The sequence below is a fragment of the Streptomyces sp. TLI_185 genome, from assembly GCF_003814765.1.
Classification (GTDB): domain Bacteria; phylum Actinomycetota; class Actinomycetes; order Streptomycetales; family Streptomycetaceae; genus Streptomyces.
Window position 1 is genome coordinate 5,454,360 of record NZ_RKRB01000001.1, and the last position, 17,349, is coordinate 5,471,708.

The 17,349-nt window shown below is 70.4% G+C and carries 17 protein-coding genes and 2 pseudogenes; 12 read left to right on the forward strand and 7 right to left on the reverse strand.

All coding sequences use genetic code 11. The annotated features are described in order from the left end of the window. The first annotated feature begins 32 nt into the window (after nt 1-32). Nucleotides 33-407, forward strand: coding sequence for a helix-turn-helix transcriptional regulator (locus EDD92_RS25130; RefSeq protein ID WP_123966378.1), 375 nt, complete (start codon nt 33-35; stop codon nt 405-407). Beyond that, nucleotides 320-682 (forward strand): annotated as a pseudogene (locus EDD92_RS25135) (aquaporin); the annotation flags it as partial. The gene EDD92_RS25130 and the pseudogene EDD92_RS25135, both read left to right, overlap by 88 nt. A 155-nt stretch (nt 683-837) precedes the next feature. On the opposite strand, the gene EDD92_RS25140 reads toward EDD92_RS25135, so the two are convergent. Then, nucleotides 838-1,818, reverse strand: a complete 981-nt coding sequence (locus EDD92_RS25140; RefSeq protein ID WP_123966379.1) for a helix-turn-helix domain-containing protein — start codon at nt 1,816-1,818, stop codon at nt 838-840. Between the two features lie 128 nt (nt 1,819-1,946). On the opposite strand from EDD92_RS25140, the gene EDD92_RS25145 reads away from it, so the two are divergent. Further along, the gene (locus EDD92_RS25145; protein ID WP_260326737.1) at nt 1,947-3,059 is read left to right on the forward strand and encodes a trans-acting enoyl reductase family protein; all 1,113 of its coding nucleotides are present in this window, start codon (nt 1,947-1,949) and stop codon (nt 3,057-3,059) included. Between the two features lie 228 nt (nt 3,060-3,287). Here EDD92_RS25145 and EDD92_RS25150 read toward each other — a convergent pair whose 3' ends face one another. The 4 genes from EDD92_RS25150 to EDD92_RS25165 all read right to left on the reverse strand — a co-directional run bounded on the left by EDD92_RS25150 (nt 3,288) and on the right by EDD92_RS25165 (nt 6,005). Next, nucleotides 3,288-3,563 carry a hypothetical protein gene (locus tag EDD92_RS25150; RefSeq protein ID WP_123966380.1) on the reverse strand — a complete coding sequence of 92 codons (276 nt, stop codon included), beginning with the start codon at nt 3,561-3,563 and terminating at the stop codon, nt 3,288-3,290. 235 nt (nt 3,564-3,798) lie between these two features. After that, nucleotides 3,799-4,497: a hypothetical protein gene (locus EDD92_RS25155; protein WP_123966381.1), complete on the reverse strand. Its 699-nt coding sequence runs from the start codon at nt 4,495-4,497 to the stop codon at nt 3,799-3,801. A gap of 136 nt (nt 4,498-4,633) precedes the next feature. After that, the gene (locus EDD92_RS25160; RefSeq protein ID WP_123966382.1) at nt 4,634-5,380 is read right to left on the reverse strand and encodes a hypothetical protein; all 747 of its coding nucleotides are present in this window, start codon (nt 5,378-5,380) and stop codon (nt 4,634-4,636) included. Between the two features lie 79 nt (nt 5,381-5,459). Further along, nucleotides 5,460-6,005, reverse strand: a complete 546-nt coding sequence (locus EDD92_RS25165) for an RNA polymerase sigma factor (protein ID WP_123966383.1) — start codon at nt 6,003-6,005, stop codon at nt 5,460-5,462. A 96-nt stretch (nt 6,006-6,101) separates the two neighbouring features. Here EDD92_RS25165 and EDD92_RS25170 point away from each other — a divergent pair, with 96 nt between their 5' ends. Then, nucleotides 6,102-7,010 carry a serine/threonine-protein kinase gene (locus tag EDD92_RS25170; RefSeq protein ID WP_123966384.1) on the forward strand — a complete coding sequence of 303 codons (909 nt, stop codon included), beginning with the start codon at nt 6,102-6,104 and terminating at the stop codon, nt 7,008-7,010. Between the two features lie 279 nt (nt 7,011-7,289). Beyond that, nucleotides 7,290-7,511 (forward strand): annotated as a pseudogene (locus tag EDD92_RS25180) (site-specific integrase); the annotation flags it as partial. 350 nt (nt 7,512-7,861) lie between these two features. Here EDD92_RS25180 and EDD92_RS25185 read toward each other — a convergent pair. Continuing rightward, nucleotides 7,862-9,622: a S8 family serine peptidase gene (locus EDD92_RS25185; RefSeq protein ID WP_123970532.1), complete on the reverse strand. Its 1,761-nt coding sequence runs from the start codon at nt 9,620-9,622 to the stop codon at nt 7,862-7,864. Nucleotides 9,623-9,951: 329 nt separating this feature from the next. On the opposite strand from EDD92_RS25185, the gene EDD92_RS25190 reads away from it, so the two are divergent. Next, the gene (locus EDD92_RS25190) at nt 9,952-10,242 is read left to right on the forward strand and encodes a hypothetical protein (RefSeq protein ID WP_123966385.1); all 291 of its coding nucleotides are present in this window, start codon (nt 9,952-9,954) and stop codon (nt 10,240-10,242) included. Here EDD92_RS25190 and EDD92_RS25195 read toward each other — a convergent pair. Further along, the gene (locus tag EDD92_RS25195; protein WP_123966386.1) at nt 10,223-11,854 is read right to left on the reverse strand and encodes a glycosyltransferase family 39 protein; all 1,632 of its coding nucleotides are present in this window, start codon (nt 11,852-11,854) and stop codon (nt 10,223-10,225) included. The two genes, EDD92_RS25190 and EDD92_RS25195, sit on opposite strands and share 20 nt — an antisense overlap. A gap of 70 nt (nt 11,855-11,924) precedes the next feature. On the opposite strand from EDD92_RS25195, the gene EDD92_RS25200 reads away from it, so the two are divergent. The 6 genes from EDD92_RS25200 (at nt 11,925) to EDD92_RS25225 (ending at nt 17,236) form a co-directional block, all read left to right on the forward strand. Then, nucleotides 11,925-12,401 carry a GntR family transcriptional regulator gene (locus EDD92_RS25200; protein WP_185124440.1) on the forward strand — a complete coding sequence of 159 codons (477 nt, stop codon included), beginning with the start codon at nt 11,925-11,927 and terminating at the stop codon, nt 12,399-12,401. Beyond that, nucleotides 12,388-13,299 carry an ATP-binding cassette domain-containing protein gene (locus EDD92_RS25205; protein WP_123966387.1) on the forward strand — a complete coding sequence of 304 codons (912 nt, stop codon included), beginning with the start codon at nt 12,388-12,390 and terminating at the stop codon, nt 13,297-13,299. The genes EDD92_RS25200 and EDD92_RS25205 overlap by 14 nt, the downstream gene beginning before the upstream one ends. Further along, nucleotides 13,296-14,267, forward strand: coding sequence for a transporter (locus tag EDD92_RS25210; RefSeq protein ID WP_123966388.1), 972 nt, complete (start codon nt 13,296-13,298; stop codon nt 14,265-14,267). Before EDD92_RS25205 ends, EDD92_RS25210 begins: the two co-directional genes overlap by 4 nt. Before the next feature lie 116 nt (nt 14,268-14,383). Further along, the gene (locus tag EDD92_RS25215; RefSeq protein WP_123966389.1) at nt 14,384-15,187 is read left to right on the forward strand and encodes a class I SAM-dependent methyltransferase; all 804 of its coding nucleotides are present in this window, start codon (nt 14,384-14,386) and stop codon (nt 15,185-15,187) included. A gap of 385 nt (nt 15,188-15,572) precedes the next feature. Beyond that, nucleotides 15,573-16,193 (forward strand): RNA polymerase sigma factor, encoded by a 621-nt coding sequence (locus EDD92_RS25220; RefSeq protein WP_123966390.1) that lies wholly within the window; start codon nt 15,573-15,575, stop codon nt 16,191-16,193. Then, nucleotides 16,190-17,236 (forward strand): CU044_5270 family protein, encoded by a 1,047-nt coding sequence (locus EDD92_RS25225; RefSeq protein WP_123966391.1) that lies wholly within the window; start codon nt 16,190-16,192, stop codon nt 17,234-17,236. Before EDD92_RS25220 ends, EDD92_RS25225 begins: the two co-directional genes overlap by 4 nt. Nucleotides 17,237-17,349: the final 113 nt, after the last annotated feature.

The following is a 17,349-nucleotide window of genomic DNA, read 5'->3' on the forward strand; positions in this document are numbered from 1 at the left end:
CGCCTTGGATCGACAAACGTCAACATAGAGGCATGTCGAAACAAGAGCTTGAGGTGATCGGCCAGGACGCCGACTGCTGCGCCGGAGCGTCCACGGCACCACTCGACGACGAGCGGGCGGCCGAACTGGCCAAGGTCTTCAAGGCCCTGGGCGATCCGGTCCGGCTGCGCCTGCTGTCGATGATCGCCTCGCGTGGGGAGGGCGGCGAGACCTGCGTCTGCGAGCTGACCCCGGCCTTCGATCTCTCCCAGCCGACGATCTCCCACCACCTCAAGCTTCTGCGCCAGGCCGGTCTCATCGACTGCGAGCGGCGCGGCACATGGGTGTACTACTGGTTGCTGCCCGGCACCCTGGACCGGCTCGCCGTGTTCCTGAAGGCCCCGACCGCGGCCGAGGCGCTCGCGTGAGCGCCTCGCTGGGGCGCCGTGCCCTGGCCGAGGCCGTCGGTTCGGCAGCGCTGGTGGCGGTCGTGGTCGGCTCCGGTATCCAGGCCACCGGACTGTCCCGGGACGCCGGCGTCCAACTGCTCGCCAACTCGCTGGCCACCGTGTTCGGCCTGGGCGTGCTCATCGTGCTGCTCGGGCCTGTCTCCGGGGCCCACTTCAACCCTGTCGTCACGCTCGCCGCCTGGCTGACCGATCGTCGCGCGGACGATGGGCTCAAGGCGCGGGACGTGGCCGCGTAGGGCCGCGTCCGGGACCTGCTCACCGACCTCGGCGTGCGCCCCGTGCATGACAGTCACTACGTGTACGTCAGTCCATCTTTGCGCAGGCGCCTGCGAGGTGCCGGTCATCGTCGTGGCAGCCGGTCACAGGGTGTCCCCTGGCCGCGGCACCGTCAGCCTTGGCATTGTCGGTCGTCATTCGAGTCGGGCCGGGGCCGTGAGCGGAAGGTTCGGCGGTAGGTGTCCGGAGGCACACCGACCGTGCGGTTGAAGTGTCGGCGCAGCGTCGTGGCGGTGCCCATGCCGGTGGCTGTCGCGATGGCGTCGACAACGTCGTCGGTGGTCTCCAGCAACTCCTGGGCGCGGCGGATCCGTTGTGTCAGCAGCCATTGCAGCGGAGTGGTGCCGGTCACGGCCCTGAAGTGGCGGCCCAGATGGCGCGAGCTCATCCGTGCCTGGCGTGCCAGGTCCTCCACGGTGAGCGGCTGGTCGAGGCGTTCGATCGCCCAGGGAAACAGCGCGGCGAGCGGGTGGTCGTCACGGGCGGGCACCGGAGCGGCTACGAACTGCGCCTGTCCGCCCGCCCGATGCGGCGGCACCACCAGGCGGCGGGCGACGGCGTTGGCGACGGACGAACCGTGGTCGAGGCGGACGAGGTGGAGGCACAGGTCCATCGCGGCGGCCTTGCCGGCAGAGGTGAGCACGCTGCCGTTGTCCACGTAGAGCACGTCCGGGTCGACCTCCACCCGCGGATACAGGGCGGCCAGGGCCGCGGTATGCGCCCAGTGCGTGGTCGCGCGCCTGCCGTCCAGCAGGCCGGCGGCGGCCAGCACGAAGGCGCCCGTGCACAGGGAGGCCACGCGCGCACCTGCCTCGTGGGCCGCACGCACCGCGCCGACGAGATCGGCGGGCGGGTCCTCGTCGGTGTCCGCCCAGCCGGGGACGATCACGGTGTCGGCATGCCGGAGCCGGTCGAGCCCCTGGTCGGGCTCCAGCCGGAACCGGCCGAGCCGCACGGCGTCCGACCCGCAGACCTCGACGTCGTACCAGGGGACGGTCACCCCGACCGGAGGGGAGGCGAACACCTCGTACGCCATGGACAGTTCGAAGTGCAGCATCCCCTTGGTGACGGCCAGCGCGACGACAGTACCCATGTCCGAAAGTGTACGGGGCACGTCGTTCCGGACACTCACGCCGAGGCGACCGACCTGGCCAGGATGTTCGTAGCGGATCAACCAGATCAAGCAGATCAGGCAGATCATTCGAGCACGGGGGAGAGCCCATGGGAGCGGGACAGACGGTGACGGTGTTCGGTGCGTACGGACACACCGGACGCTTTGTGGTGGCACGGCTGCGGGAACGCGGATTCGTCCCGGTTCTCTCCGGCCGCGACGCCGGCAAGCTGCGGGCGATGGCGGCATCCGCCCCCGGACTCGAGGTCCGGCCGGCGTCGGTCGACGACCCTGCCTCGCTCGACCGCGCCCTGGAGGGTGCGGACGCTGTGATCAACTGTGCCGGGCCCTTCGCCATGACTGCCGCCCCCGTGATCGAGGCGGCGCTGCGCGCCGGGATCCCGTACGTCGATGTGGCGGCCGAGATCGAGGCCAACCTCGACACGTTCACGCACTTCGCGGACCGCGCCCGTGCGGCGGGAGCGGTGATCGTCCCCGCGATGGCCTTCTACGGCGGCCTCGGCGACCTGCTGGCCACCGCCGCGATGGGGGACTGGACGGCGGCCGACGAGGCGAGCATCGCGTACGGACTGAGCAGTTGGCACCCGACCCCCGGGACGCGCACCGCCGGTGCGGTCTCCGGCGAGCGTCGAGGCGGCCGGCGTGTTCGCTACACGGACGGGCGGCTGGAGTACCACGACGACGCGCCGGCGCTCCTGAAGTGGCCCTTCCCCGACCCGATGGGCATGCGGGAGGTCGTCGGGGAGTTCACGATGGCCGACGTGGTCACCATCCCCAGCCATCTCTCGATCCCCGAGGTCCGCACCCACATGGCGACCGAAGCGGCCAGGGACCTCTCGGCCCCGGACACACCGGCGCCGACCGCAGCCGATGAGAACGGGCGGTCCGACCAGACTTTCCTCGTTGACGTCGTCGTACGCTCCGGCGGCACCGAACGGCGCGCTGTGGCAAGCGGCCGGGACATCTACGCCGTCAGCGCACCGCTCGTGGTGGAGGCGGTCCACCGCATCCTCACCGGCCAGACCCGCACGGTCGGTGTCGCCTCCGCCGGCGAGATCTTCGACGCTCCCGACTTCCTCCGTGCCCTGTCCCCGCACATCTCATTCGAGCTGCTTCAGCAGCAGACAGCGTGCCGACCGTCGGAGTGCGCGCCGCGGCCGACGAATCAAAGAGAGGGCGGGGCGTGCGCCGTCCACGGCTGAGGCCCGCGTCGCGGGCCGCCGCGAGGCGGGCTACGGAACTGCCGCGTGATGATCGTGATCACGGACCCCGCTGTTGACCGTACTTGACCGGTCTTACGTGCACGCCATGGGCACGCCTTCGACCCGGGAGCGCGGGAAGCCCCTCTTGGCGGTCGGCTACCGCCGAAGCGCTGGAAGCCGGCGTTCGCCGGGAGAGTGTCTTTGCAGGAGTACGCGGAGTACGGCGTCTCAGGCGTGGAGCAGGAGGCTGAGCTCCTGCGGGAGCCCGAGGGAATCGCCTGGCTTCGGCTGCGGTGCTTCGTCCAGCTCGAATGCCCAGCGATCGGAAGGCGCGTGCCCGAACGCCTTCGCCGCGAGCGCCGGCAGGGAGCATGCGGCGGAGGCTGCGCTGTCCCACAGCAGGGCCAGGCCCTGCCGGTCGGCGGTCGGATCGGTGAGCCAGGGGCTCGTCCTCAGGCCCGGGAACTCGCCGACAGAGGAGGAATCGGAGTCGGCTACGGGCACGACGCCGTGATGTGGCCGAGTGCCCGGCCCAGGCAGCCTTCTCCTGGCTCGGAGCTCGTTGACGCGTAGATCGACGGGGAGAGCCGTCGCAAGTGAACAGGCCCGGACTCGTCGGGATGTGATCGTCTGCCGATCGGGTCACGTGAGATGTCCCGCCATCGGGCCTACGCCGACCTTTCCTCGGTGTGGCGCGGACGACGGGACAACACAGGACCTGCGCCGCGGCGCAGGGAGATCAGTCGGCCAGCCGGTTGATGGCAGCGGCGGCGATGCCTTCCATATAGCCGGAGTCGTCGCTGGGCTGACCGGAGAGTTCGACCAGGCCGACCCTGTGACCGCTTCGGATCACCGCGACACCGCCGGCGACCTTGCGGTTGCCACTGTAGGCCGGGTACCAACTGCCCTCGCCGGCTCTGACGGTGATCGCATGCGCCTTGCCGTAGTACCAGTGACCCGCCGGCTCATTCTGGCAGCCGCGCACCAGCTTGTTGAGCTGCTCCTCGTACGAGGCCGCCGACGTGCCGGTGGAGCCGTCGGCGACGGACTCGGTCAGCGAGGTGCCCTTGGTGCCGAAGGCCCAGGCCACGTCGGCGTAGGCGACGGCCTTCCCCTTGGTCAGTGTGCGCATCGTCTCCTCGCCGGAGCATGCCGAGAGAGCTCGCTTCCCGCTCAGGCCCACGGTCGCGCCGACCGGGGCCAGGCCCTGCTGGAAGAAGTCCTCACTCTGCATCAGGTTGCCGGAGCCGAGGCCGGGCTCGGCAGCGGTGGCGGTGAGCGCGGTCGTCGACCGGTTCGCAGTACTGGTCTCCGTGCCGGCGGCAGCGGGATGAGTACCGATGACGATCGCGATCAGGGCAGCGCCGGCACAGGCAGCCGCTCCCGCGGTACGACCGCGACGCGAGAACCTCTTGCCGGCTGCTTGGTGGTCGAACATCTCATCTCCTGTCTGGTGGCGACGCGGTTCGCGTCGTCGTACACCAGGGAGATGCCGCGGGTCCGCGAGATGTTGGATGGAAATCCGCGGCGATTGATGTGATCCACCTCACTTCTACAGGTGGGCTCGGACGGTCTCAGAGCCGCGTCACGGCCGCACGGACGATCCGTGTCATCGCAGCCGTGCCCAGGCAGGTGTCGACCTCCAGGACCCCGTAGTGAGAGCCGTTCTGGAGTACGGCGATGCCGCCGCACGGCTCCTTGCCCCGTGGCGCGGTCCCTGTGCTGTTCAGGTCACCGTCGTACATTCCCATCCAACTCGCGGTGATGTCCGCCGCGACATCGATCGTGTGCGTCGGCCCGTAGACCCAGTGGGTGGGCACTTCGCTCTGGCACGGCACTTCCTCCAGCAGCAGGCGCTGTGCGTAGTTCCGGGCCAGCGCCCGGCTTCCGGCGTCGCCGGCGACTTCGCGGGCGACCTCGTGGTCGATGTTCGCCGGCGTGCCGGAATCGTTGTTGCCGCTGTCCTTGAGCGTCACCAGATCACGGAAGTGCGCGTCGTACGACCCCAGGGTCTGGCCGAGTGTCTTCTCGCCGGTGCAGACCGCGTTGGCGTAGTTGCCGTCTCCGACACGATCCCGTACATGGATGCGCTGGGAGACCCCGGCCTTCCTGAACTCGGCGCCCGTCAACAGGTGCCGGTTCGTCACGGGGCCGCTCGCGGGCTTCGGTGCCGAAGAGCGGGCACCAGGCGAGGCCGCCGCAGCGCCCGGCGTCGGCGACGGGCCGGCCGGAGCGGAGCGACCGGGAAGGACGAACCGGCCCGTCAACAGGCCGAGTCCGATGGCTGCCGTCAGGATGACGGCGATCGTCCGAGTTCGCACGACAGCCCCTCCCGGCTCTCGCTCGGCTGATGCGGGTCGACGCGGGTCGACGCGGGTCGACATGGAGAGCCGGGATGCCTCAGCAGGCACCGCCGAGGCGGTCCCGCATGAAGCGACGAGCCTGATGGATACGGTCCTTGACCGTGCCCAGGGGAGCGTCGGTGATCTCAGCGACCTGAACATAGGTCAGGTCTCCCAGATCGCGCAGCACGAAGGATTCCACCAGGGCAGGATGCCGCTCCTCGAGCGCGGCCAGCGAGTCCATCAGATCCAGGCGGGTCCCCGCGATGACGCTCGTGGTCCGAGGGTCGGCACCCTCGGGAAGGACCGCATGGCTGTCCTCCGCGCGTCGGCGCATCGAGCGATAGGTGGACCTGGCGGCGTTCGAGGCGATCACCGTCACCCACCCGAGGAACGAGCCTCGCCCGCTGTACTCGTGCAGATGGGTGCTGATGGACAGCAGAGCGTCCTGCGCGGCCTCTTCGGCGTCGGCGTGGTGCGGAAGGAACCTGGAGCAGCGGCGCATGACCGTGGGGCGAAGCCTGACGAGAAGGCGGTCCAGGGACGCCCGGTCACCTGCCTGGGCGGACGCCACGAGCTGTGTCAGCTCATCCTCGTCGATCATCCTGCTGCTCCCCCGTTCACGTACGACCGTGGACTTGGACTCCACCTGACCGCCCCGCGGTTCCCGGCCCCATCGCCTCGGGCAAAATGTCGCCGCATGCGGAAGCTAGGTCGTTACCTCCTTGAGGACAGACTGGGAGCCGGTTCGTTCGCGACCGTCTGGAGAGCATACGATCCGGAACTCGACACGGACGTAGCGGTCAAGGTGCTGGCCGACAACTGGGCGTCGAACGCCGATGTGCGACAACGGTTCCTGGCGGAGGCGAGGCTGCTCCGAAGGATCTCCAGCCCACGTGTCGTACGCGTTCACGACGTCGGTGTCCAGGACGACCGCCCCTACTTCGTCATGGACTACGTCCGAGGCGGCACGCTGGCCGAGAAGGTCGGGCACTGCGGGCCCGCGGAGGCACTCCATCTGGCGGCCGAGGCCGCATACGCCGTCCAGGTGCTCCATGACGCAGGCGTCGTCCACCGTGACATCAAGCCGTCGAACCTCCTGCTCGACATCGGCCGCACATCCACTGCCGTACTCGTCGCGGACCTCGGCAGCGCGAAGCAACTGGCCGACGCGTCGGGGCTGACCGTGACCACGGGCACTCCCGCGTACATGGCGCCCGAACAGGCCCTCCAGACCGGCGGATTCGATGGCCGGGCCGACGTATACGCCCTCGGGGTCGTCGCCTACGAGCTGTTGACCGGGCGCAAGCCGTTCGGTCCGGGCGGTCGCACAACCCTTGCGACAGCGCAGGCACCGCCGCCATCGCCGCCGACGCTTCCCAGAGAGCTGGGGGCTCCGAACGGCATCGACACTCTTCTTCGTGCCGCGCTGTCCGTGGAACCCGAGAGCCGACCGCCAACCGCGCAGGCGTTCGCGGATGCGCTGTTGTCCCAAGAGGGAGAGGAGCCGGTGCCGGCCAGGTCCTCAAGACCGACACCCCTCGCGGTCTGGCTCGCGGCGGTTGCCGTGTTCCTGGTGACAACGGCGCTGACCTGGTTGGCCCGCTGAACTCGGATCGCGACCGCTCGGTTCACAGGAGCGTGCCGTGTGACTCCGAGGACCCGGCGAATCCGAAGGTGGATGACGATCTCAGTGAAGCCGAGCTCTATGAGCTTTGGAGCAGCGTGACGCCGCATGCGTACCGTGGGCCTGCGCGTCCGCCGGCTTGCGGGGGTTGGGAACGGCGGTCAGGGCGTGATTGAAAGCGTTCGTAGGGCTGCCGCCGAGGCGACCAGGCCCTGCCGCTCCAGTCCGGTGATCACGTCAGACACTGTATGCCGGTCACCCAGCACCTTCGGGCGGACGTGGCGGGGGGCGCGAGAGGTCGTCGGGATGCCCGAGGGCTTCCGGTTCCACGACCTTCGCCACACCGGGCACACTCTGTCCACCCGATCGGGAGCCACGCTCAAGGACATGATGGTCCGCGCCGGCCAGTCCTCTGAGGAAGCCGCGCTGATCCATCAGCACTCCGACGACGACCGACAGCAGGAAGGTGCAGCTGGCCTCGACCGCATGCGCGGTCCGGTCCGGGACGGTGGCCCGCCGCTCGAGCCGGCCGGCACTCCTCGGGGCTGTGTCCACGCTGCCCGTACGGTCAGCGCGGACACAGCCCTGCAGATCGTCAGGGAGGCGCACGGTGAGCTGGACACCGGCTCCAGGCCGTCCGCGGCCTTCCTGGACGCCTCCGGCATGGTGGCCCCGACCGCGGCCTACACCCCCGCCGGGGCCCATATGCCCTCTGCCGCCCAGCAGTTCGCAGCCCTGGCCGAACAGACCGCAGCCCGCCTTGTCCGCGGCCACGGGCGGAGAGCTGTCGCCGGTGCTGTGCGTGCTGTGAGCGGGGGTTGCCGGGCCCTGCGCTAGAAGGTCAGGTTCCAGGCGTCGATCTTGCCTGTGTCGGAGGCGGCGTTGTCGTTGACGCGCAGCTTCCAGGTGCCGTTCGCGACCTCCGAGGAGGCGTTCACGGTGTAGGTCTGTGCGATGTTGTCGGCGCTGCCGCCGGAGTGGTTGTGCAGCGTGTAGACAGTGCCGTCCGGCGCCACCAGGTCGACCTTCAGGTCACCGATGTAGGTGTGCTTGATGTCCACAGCCACCTTGAGGGTGGCCGGGGCGTTGCCGGTCACACCGGTGACGGCGATCGGGCTCTCCACGGTTGCGTTGTCGTTGATGGCGAAGTCCGCGAGGTTCTCGAAGTACTTGCCGGGCGGCGGGGTGGTCCCGACGGCCTTGAGGGCGTCGACCTGTCCTTCGCCGAAGAACGAGTTGTTGGCTGTCGTGCCCGTGCAGCGGCTGTCCGAGGGGCAGGCGATGTCGTTGGCCTGCTCGGCCAGCTTGGCGCGGAGCTGCGCCGGGGTGATGCCCGGGTTGGCGCTGGCGATGAGTGCCGCCACGCCGACCACGTGCGGGGTGGCCATCGAGGTGCCGCTCTTGCTGCCGTAGCCGCCGCCGGGGACGGTGGAGTACACGTTGCTGCCCGGCGCCGTGACGTCGATGACGCCCTGACCGTAGTTGGAGAACGAGGCCTTGGTGACGCCGGTGCCGTTGGCCGCGACCGTGACCACGCCCGGCAGCTCGGTCGGGATGTCGAGGCAGGCGTTGGTGATGGTGCGGGTGACCGGCGTCGAGTCGTTCGGGCTCGCGGAGTCGGTGGTCTTGTGGGCGAGGTCGTAGTTCTCGTTGCCCGCGGCGGCGATCTGGAGGGAGCCCTTGCCCTCGGCGTACTCCTGGGCGCGCTTGACGCCCTCGATGATGGCGGCCTGGTCGATGTTGTCCGGGCAGTTGAACTGCCACGGGTCCGTGTAATAGCTGTTGTTGGTGACCTTGAAGCCGTGGTCACCGGCCCAGACGAAGCCGCAGATGGTGTTCTCGGCGAAGAAGAAGGAGTTGCCCGGCTCGGCGACCCGGACCGCGGCGATCTTCACCCCGGGTGCCACGCCGACGACGCCCTTCCCGTTCTTGGCCGCGGCGATGGTGCCCGCTACGTGGGTGCCGTGAGTGTCGACGTCCCGCCACGCGCCGGCACGGGTGTCGGGCTTGCCGTAGGCGCAGGAGACCGAGTCGGCCGCGTCGAAGTTGGGCGCCAGGTCCTGGTGCTGGTCGTCCACACCGGTGTCCAGGATGCCGACCGTGACGGAGGCGGAGCCTGGGTTCACGGCCCAGGCCTGGTCGGCCTTGATCTGGCTCATGTCGGCCCGGACCGGTTCTCCGGCCGGGGTCGAGGCCTGGGCCGGATTGGCCGGGAGCGCCGGGTTGTAGGCGTCGGCCGGGACGTCCGAGGTACGCGTGGCGCCGACCTGTTGCACGCCGGCGACGCCGCGCATGGTGGCGGCGAATCCGCTGGACGCCGAGTGGGCGACGATCACGCCGATGGCGTCGAAGTTCGAGAAGACGGTGCCGCCGTTGGCCGTGATCGCCGAGCGGACCGCCGAACTGTCACCGGGGGCGGTGATCACGAGGTAGGCACGCGTCCCGGCCACCCAGGTCGCACTCTGGGATGCCGGCACGGCGGCCGGAGCGTGGGCCTTGGCGGCCGGTGCGGTGGAAGGGACGACGGGGAGCGTGCCCGCGAGGGCGCCCGGGGCGCCGAACGCGAGGGCGGCGCCGAGCGTGGCCGCCAGCACCAGCGTGCGTCTGGGGCGGCTGGATATGTGGGGTATCAATGCGTCCTCCGGAGACGGCCCGGCCGTGTTGAGGGCACCGGCCGGGCCGTACGAAACGAGTGGTGGATGCAAGATGACAGGTGCATGATCCTGTACGGAAGTACCTTTCCGTGCAGGGACGTTATGGAGGCATGGCTGAAAAGAGACGTGCTGCGCTCTCGAGCCGGTCGAGCCGCGGAGCAAACGTCCGGCGTCCCCCAACCTGGCGTACGCGTTTCAGGGGCCTTCTCGCCGTACGCTCTGAGCTGCTGAAACGGACTTTTCGTTCAAGCCCTGTGTCGGCTAGATGGATGAGGGGGCAGGCCACGGACCTCCAGGCGCGGACTGGGGGACGCCGTCTGGACGCGGCCGAAGTCGTCGCCGACGAGTCGAGCCGACGCACCGCACCGGCGGCGAAGCAACTGCCCGCTCTGCCGGCGGGCTCCGTCGACCCGGCAAGGCGGGTCGGTACGGGACGGTCACCGGCGAATCCGCCTTGCCGTTCCTTCCGGTTGCCGGGCCTGTCCGTCCCCGTGGAGATGAGCGCGGTCGTGGTGGCGCCGACCGGGGCCACGATCCCCGTCACACCGAAGTCAGCGTGACCGCGGTCGCCGTGCCCAGCGCGCCGTCCGTGGGGATGGTCCGCACGGTGGTGTCGCGATCACCGACGAGGCGGGCCAGGGTGGTGTCGTCCGGTTGCAGGCGGCCGCGTTCGAAGAGGACCAGCGTCACCCGGGTTCCCGGAGGCGGGGGCGTGCGGCGGTACTGGGCGTAGGTGACCGCGTCACAGCCCGAATACCAGCCCATCTCCGGTTCGTACCCGGTGACCAGGAGGCACGGGCCGTCCGTCGCGAGCCGCTCGGCGACCGGGACGGTGGAGCGGCTGAGGCCGTCGGGGCCCGGCATCGCTCCGTGGGCCACCACTTGGGCTGTGCCGACGGTGGTCAGACCGGCCAGTCCGGCGACGGCGGTGAGCAGGCCCCTGTTCCGGCGGCCGGTCAGTTCCGCCAGGGCTTCGACCCCCAGGACGGTGAGCAGGACGACCGCGAGGTAGACGAACCGCGGTTCTCCGTCGGTCACCAGGCCGAGGACCACGAACACGAGGACGGACGTCGAGCCCAGGAACACACGGCGGGCGGCGTGCGCCCCGCGGTCCTGCCCGCGCAGGGCCCGTACCGCCAGAAGAAGCCCGCCGGTCATCACCACCGCTCCGAGGTCTCCGGCCAGGCGATAGGGGAAGATCGCGAGGTAGTAGACGAGTCCGTCGCCCACGTATGCGCGGTTGGCCTGGGAACCGGCCGAGAGAATCAGGCCCAGCGGTGATCCGGTGACCAGCGTGGCGTGCACGAAGTGCGGCAGCAGGCCGAGGGTGAGGACGGCCAGCGCGGTGGCGAGGCGGCGGCCCTGGGCGAGCCAGGCGCGCGGGCCGTACGCGAACAGGGCGGCCAGGGATATCGCCAGGAGGTTGCCCACGCTGCCGTAGCGCAGGTAGAAGGCGCCCACTGCCACGGCAGCCGCGACGGGCAGGGCGTACGAGCGCCGTACCTCCTGGGCGCGTGTGACGAGGAGGACGACGATCAGCAACAGGCCGGTGGCGCCGATGTCGTTGAGGAACTCCGGGACACGGCGCAGGAATCCGAGGCCGGAGAGCAGCAGAAGGACGACCACTACCGCGCGGCGGGGCGTGGTCCAGCGGGCCGTGACGAGGTAGGTGGTGGTCAGGGTGAAGAGGGTGAGCAGCAGGGCCACCGCGCGCAGGCTGCCCACGTCGTCGTGGACGGCGAGCGCCACGCGTCCCAGCGCCGGGAGGCCGGGGGGACGGTAGCTGCCCCAGCCGGCGTCGGGGGTGCCGTCGGCCCAGGAGCGGGCCTTGTTGGCGTACACGGCCTCCTCGTGCGCCATGTACGGCTCGTGGTCCTGGAGCGTGGCCCAGATGGCGGCCGTCAGCGCCAGCACGGCCATCAGGTACGCGCTGCCGGGTATGCGGCGCAGCCCGCGTATCGCCCGTATCAGCCACCGGGGTGGGTCCGCCCGCCGCCACCGGGGGCGCGCGAGCCACCAGGCGGGGGCCGCGCCCAGCAGGAAGGGCCACGGCTGCCGGCCGGGCAGCAGGCCGCCCAGGCCGGCGATCAGCAGGAGTTGCTGGGCCACTGCGGCGAGGGTCAGCGCGACGGCGACGACGAGGGCCGCTCGGGTGCTGCTTCTGATTGACATCCGTGCGACGCCTCCACCATGCTTGTGCTAATTCATTAATGGAAGCACACTGAAGCAGGTGGAAGGTGACGTGCTCGAGTACCGGATCGACCGGGGTAGCGGCGTACCGGCCTATGTGCAGATCGTGGAGCAGACGGAACGGGCGCTGCGGATGGGCACGTTGAAGATCGGGGACAAGCTGCCCACGGCCAAGGAGGTGGTGGCGGCGACCGCCATCAACCCCAACACCGTGCTGCGGGCCTACCGCGACATGGAGCGGGCCGGCCTGGTCGAACTGCGCCGCGGGCTGGGCACCTTCGTGACACGGTCGCTCGCCCGGCCCGGCGCGGAGGCCGACTCGCCCCTGCGCGCGGAACTCGCCGACTGGACGGCACGCGCCCGGTCCGCGGGTCTCGAACGGGCCGACATCTTCGCCCTGGTGACGGCCGTCCTGGACGGCGAAGGCGGCGAGCAGGACGGCAGTCCGAGCGACCCGAGCAAATCGAGCAACACCAGCGCTCCCCGGGAGACCGGGAGCGGAAAGAGGAGGACACGTGACCGGGCCTGACGCGCCGGCCGCGCTGCGCGCCACGGGACTCGGTTTCCGGTACCGGGCGCGGGGCGGCTGGGCCCTGCGGGACTGCGGGTTCACCGTGCCGGGCGGCCGTATCACCGCACTCGTCGGACGCAACGGCGCCGGCAAGAGCACCCTGCTGCACCTGGCCGGTGGCCTGCTCCACGCCGACGTGGGGGAACTGCGCGTACTGGACGCCGTACCGGGAACCCGCGAGGCGCGTGCCCGGGTCTCCCTGCTCACCCAGGACAAGCCGCTCTACCCCCGCTTCACCGTGGCGGACACCCTGCGGATGGGCGAGAAACTGAACTCCAGATGGGACCGGGCCGCCGCCGAGCAGATCGTCCGTGAGGGCGGCATCCCGCTTGCCGCCCGCGTCGGCGAACTGTCCCCCGGACACCACACCCGCGTCGCGCTCGCCCTGGCACTCGGCAAGCGGCCCGAACTGCTGCTGCTCGACGAGCCGATGGCCGACCTCGACCCGGTGGCCCGAGGCGAGATCACGGCGACGCTGATGGCCGAGGTCGCCGAGCGCGGCACGAGCATCGTGCTGTCCTCGCACGTCCTGCCCGAACTGGAGCAGACCTGTGACTGGGTGCTGGTGCTGCGCAACGGCAGCATCGAGCTGAGTGAGGACTCCGACGCCCTGCGCGAGAACCACGCCGTGGTGACCGGACACACCGACCAGGACGACGCCCTGACCGGACCGCACACCGTCGTACACCGCCGGGTCGGCGGCCGGCAGATGACGGCCCTGATACGACAGCGCGGACCCCTGCGCGGTGAGTGGCACGTCGAGCGGCCCAGACTGGAGGACATCCTGGGCGGCTACCTCCAGGCCGGCGACGAGGTGCGTCCGGCCGACTCCGAGCGGACGGAGGCGGCGGCGTGAAAGGCTCCCTCTGGAACGGCTCCTTCTGGCTCGCGTGGCGTCAGCAGCGGGTGCTGGTCGGCATCGGCGCCGTCGTACTGACGGCCGCCGCGGCCATCGCCGCTTACTCCCGTTCGGGAATGCTGGACGCCCTGCGCAGCGGGCTGTTCGACCACTGCGATCCCGGGCCGCTGTCGTGCACGCGGTCCGACACCGGTCTGCCCCTGCTGCTGGACGTCGAGCCCCTGAGAATCCTCGGCGCGCTGAACATCGTCCTGCCCGTCGTCATCGGTGTCTTCTGGGGCGCCCCCTTGCTGGGCCGTGACCGGGAGTTGGGCACGCACCGCATGGTCCTCGCCCAGGGCGTGAGCCGGGGCCAGTGGTTCGGCTCCCGGCTGGCGCTCGCCGCGGTGACCACGGCGGTCCTCTCCGGCGTGCTCGCCGTGGTGTTCGCGTGGTGGTGGCGACCGGCCGCAAACCGGAGCTACGGCGTGTTCTGGTACGAGAACACAGCCCTGAGCGGCTCCGGCCCGCGCGTCGTGGCCGCCGCCCTGTTCGGCCTGGCGGCCGGCACGCTGCTGGGGCTGCTGGCCCGCCGGGTCCTGGCCGCGATGGGTCTGACCCTCCTGGTGACCGGGGCGGTGACGCTCCTGCTGGAGTGGACGCACCGGACGCGCCTGCTGGTCCCGCCGCACACCTACACCAGCGCCGGCAGCATCCCCAAGCCGCCCATGGGCGAGAAGTGGTCCACCGGCAACTACGGCCTCGTCACTGCCTCCGGCAACCGTGCCGACGTGCTCAAGTGCCCCTTCCCCTCCAGTGCCGAGCTTCGGGAGTGCATGAGCCGGCACGGGTACGTCGCCCGCTTCTACGAGGCCAATCCGGCCGGCGACTACTGGACCTTCCAGTGGACCGACACCGCCCTCCTCGGCGGTCTCGCCCTCCTGCTCACGGCCGTCACCGTGCTGCTCCTGCGCCGCCGCGTCTGACCGGGCCACACCACCGCACCTGCTCCCACCAGCGGGCCCCCTTCTCAGGGGCCCGCTTGTCACCCAGCCATCGGTCCCCAACTGCGGGACCCGTTTCGCACGGAGGTCGCTTCGCCATGCCCGCCGACGCCAAGTCACCCAAGAAGCTGCGCAGCAACCGCGCCGCCCTCACCCACAAGATCGGCTACGCGCTGCGCCGCCCCGGCCGCGTCGTCCCGTACCTCGGCCGGGCCGGCCGGGACGCCTGGCTCAGCCTGAAACACCGCGACCATGTCGGCTACTACCGGGCCGTGATGGCCTCGGACACCCGCCGCAACCCGGAGGCCGCGGTCGGCAGCCGGACCCACGACCGCTGGCTGGCGCTCGGGCAGATGCAGTTCGACTACCTCGTCGAGCACGGACTGCGCCCCGAACACCGCATGCTCGACATCGGCTGCGGCAACCTGCGCGGCGGCTGGCGCTTCATCGACCACCTCGACGTCGGCAACTACTACGGCATCGACATCTCGCCCGACATTCTGATGGCCGCCAAGAAGACCCTCAGCGAGCGCCACCTCCAGGACAAGCTGCCGCACCTGACCATCACCGGCGACCTCACGCTGGACTTCCTGCCCGGCAATCATTTCGACGTCGTCCACGCGCACAGCGTCTTCTCCCACTCGCCGCTGGAGGTCATCGACGAATGCCTCGCGCACGTCGGTCGCGTGCTGAGCGACACCGGGTTCTTCGACTTCACCTTCGACCGCACCGAGGGCACTGAACACCAGGTGCTGCGTGAGGACTTCTACTACCGCACCGAGACCCTCCTGGCCCTGGCGCGCAAGCACGGACTGCAGGCACGCTTCATGGAGGACTGGGAGGAGCGCCCGCACGGCCAGTCGAAGATACGCGTCAGCCGTTCACCCCTGGCCGCCGCGTAGCCGGCCCGTCGGCGTGCGGGTGCGGGTGCGGGTGCGGCTTCGCGCCGCGCTCGAAGGCGCGCTTCCGCGGCCCTTTCCGCAGCGGCTCGGGGCAGCGTCCTGGATCGCGGCATACCGGGACTCGACCTCGCATCGTTCTTCCCGGACTGTCCGCCGAGCGCCGTCGTCGTGCGGCCGAGGCCGGCGAGGAGGGCGGCCAGGCGCCGCCGCGGGACCGCGTCGATCACCTGCCGCTCGACGGCATGGACGGCGGACCGGGCCGCGCCGAGACAGTGCCTGTCGTCTGCTGCCCGGTCCAGGCAGTCCTGGTGTGGCGGAGGCCACAGGAACCCCGCCGGAGCTGCGGAGAGTAACGGGTGTGAGGCAAACAGAACCATCGGAGTCGATGCGTGCTCGCATACGGGCGGGGGACCGTGCGGCGTTCGCCGACCTGTACGACGCATACGCGCGGGCGGTCTACAACCATGCCCTGCGCCTGACCGGCAACTGGTCGGAGGCAGAGGAAGCCATGTCCGAGACCTTCCTCGCCGCCTGGCGTACCCGGGACAAGGTGGAGCCGGAGGGTGGTTCACTCAAGCCGTGGCTGCTCGGTATCGCCACGCACAAGGCGCACAACGCGAACCGTGGGCTGCGCCGTCGGCTCGTCTTCCTGGCGCGCAGCCCGGCGCCCCGACCCGTCGAGGACTTCGCGGACGAGACGGCAGGCCGGATCGACGACGCCCGCCGGCTCGCGGTGGTGCACGAGGCGCTGGGCCGCCTGCGCCGCCAGGACCGGGAGGTGTTCGCCCTGTGCGTCTCGGCCGGGCTGGACTACCAGCAGGCCGCCGAGGCGCTCGGCGTCCCGGTCGGCACCGTGAGGTCGCGGCTGTCGCGCGCCCGGGCGCGGCTCGCCCGGATCAGCTCCGATGAACTCGACCGCACCAGGGCGGAACCGCGGGGCCCTCGCGGAGAGAAGGAGAGTGAGACCGCGTTCGCGGCCATGTTTCTGCAGGAGGAAACCGGATGAACAACAGCAATCCGCCCTACGCCGCTTCCTCCGGGCGTGAGGCCGAGGAGTTGCTGTCGGCTCCGGCCGAATGGGACCTCCCGCCGAGCAGACACCTCCACTACAAGGACGTACTGATGCAGCACATCGACCACGACCGCACCCCCGCCACTCAGGCTCGCCCGACACCACGCCGTCGGCTGACGCGCGGAGTCGTGCTGTTGCCCCTCGCGTCGATGGCACTGGCCGGGGCGCTGCTCGTCACACTCTCCGGCCGTGACGACACCTCCGTCCCGGTGACCCGGGCCGGCCAGGCCAACAGTGCCTCCGCCACCCTCAACCGGATCGCCGTCGCGGCCATGGCAACCGATGCGACGCCGGTGAAGGACGGGCAGTTCGTGTACGTCGAGAGCCTGACCCGCTCGAACGAGGGCACCCTCGGCGGTCCCGTGCGGCTCGGTGCCCTGCACGAGCGGGAGGTCTGGATGTCCCAGGACTCCGGCCCCGTCACCAGGACCGGGTGGATCCGGGAATCCGGCAAAGGCGCCGTGATGCCCGGTCAGACGCTTCCCATCGACTCCTCCGACGCCGTCCGGGCGGGCATCGACCACCCCACCTACAAGTGGCTGGCCTCGCTTCCCACCGACCCCGACGCGCTGCTCGAACTGCTCTACGACCAGACCAGGGTGGACGACGGCGAGTCGAAGGAGCAGGCGGTGTTCTCCAAGATCGGCGAGTTGGTGGGCGAGACGATCATGCCGCCCGCGAACGCCTCCGCCTTCTACAAGGCGGCCGCGAAGCTCCCCGGCGTGCGAGAGATCCCCGATGCCGTCGACGCCGCGGGCCGTCACGGCATCGGAGTCACACGGGAAGACGCCTCCTCCGCCACGCGTGACGAATGGATCTTCGACAAGAACACCCTCGCGTTCCTCGGCTCGCGCTCGTACATCACCCGGGACGAGGCCAAGGGGGTCACTTCCGACACCCTGTTCGGGACCAGCGCCATCATGCAGCGCACGGTCGTCGACCAGCACGGCAAGACACCGGCCAAGACCGACAGCTGACCCGCACGAGCGGGCACCCCCCGCGGTGCGGTCACCGCCGGGGGTGCTTGCGAGTTTCCGGAGAGGTGCTCACCCCCCCCCGGGACCAGTGCAGTTGTGGCCGACCTCGTCGA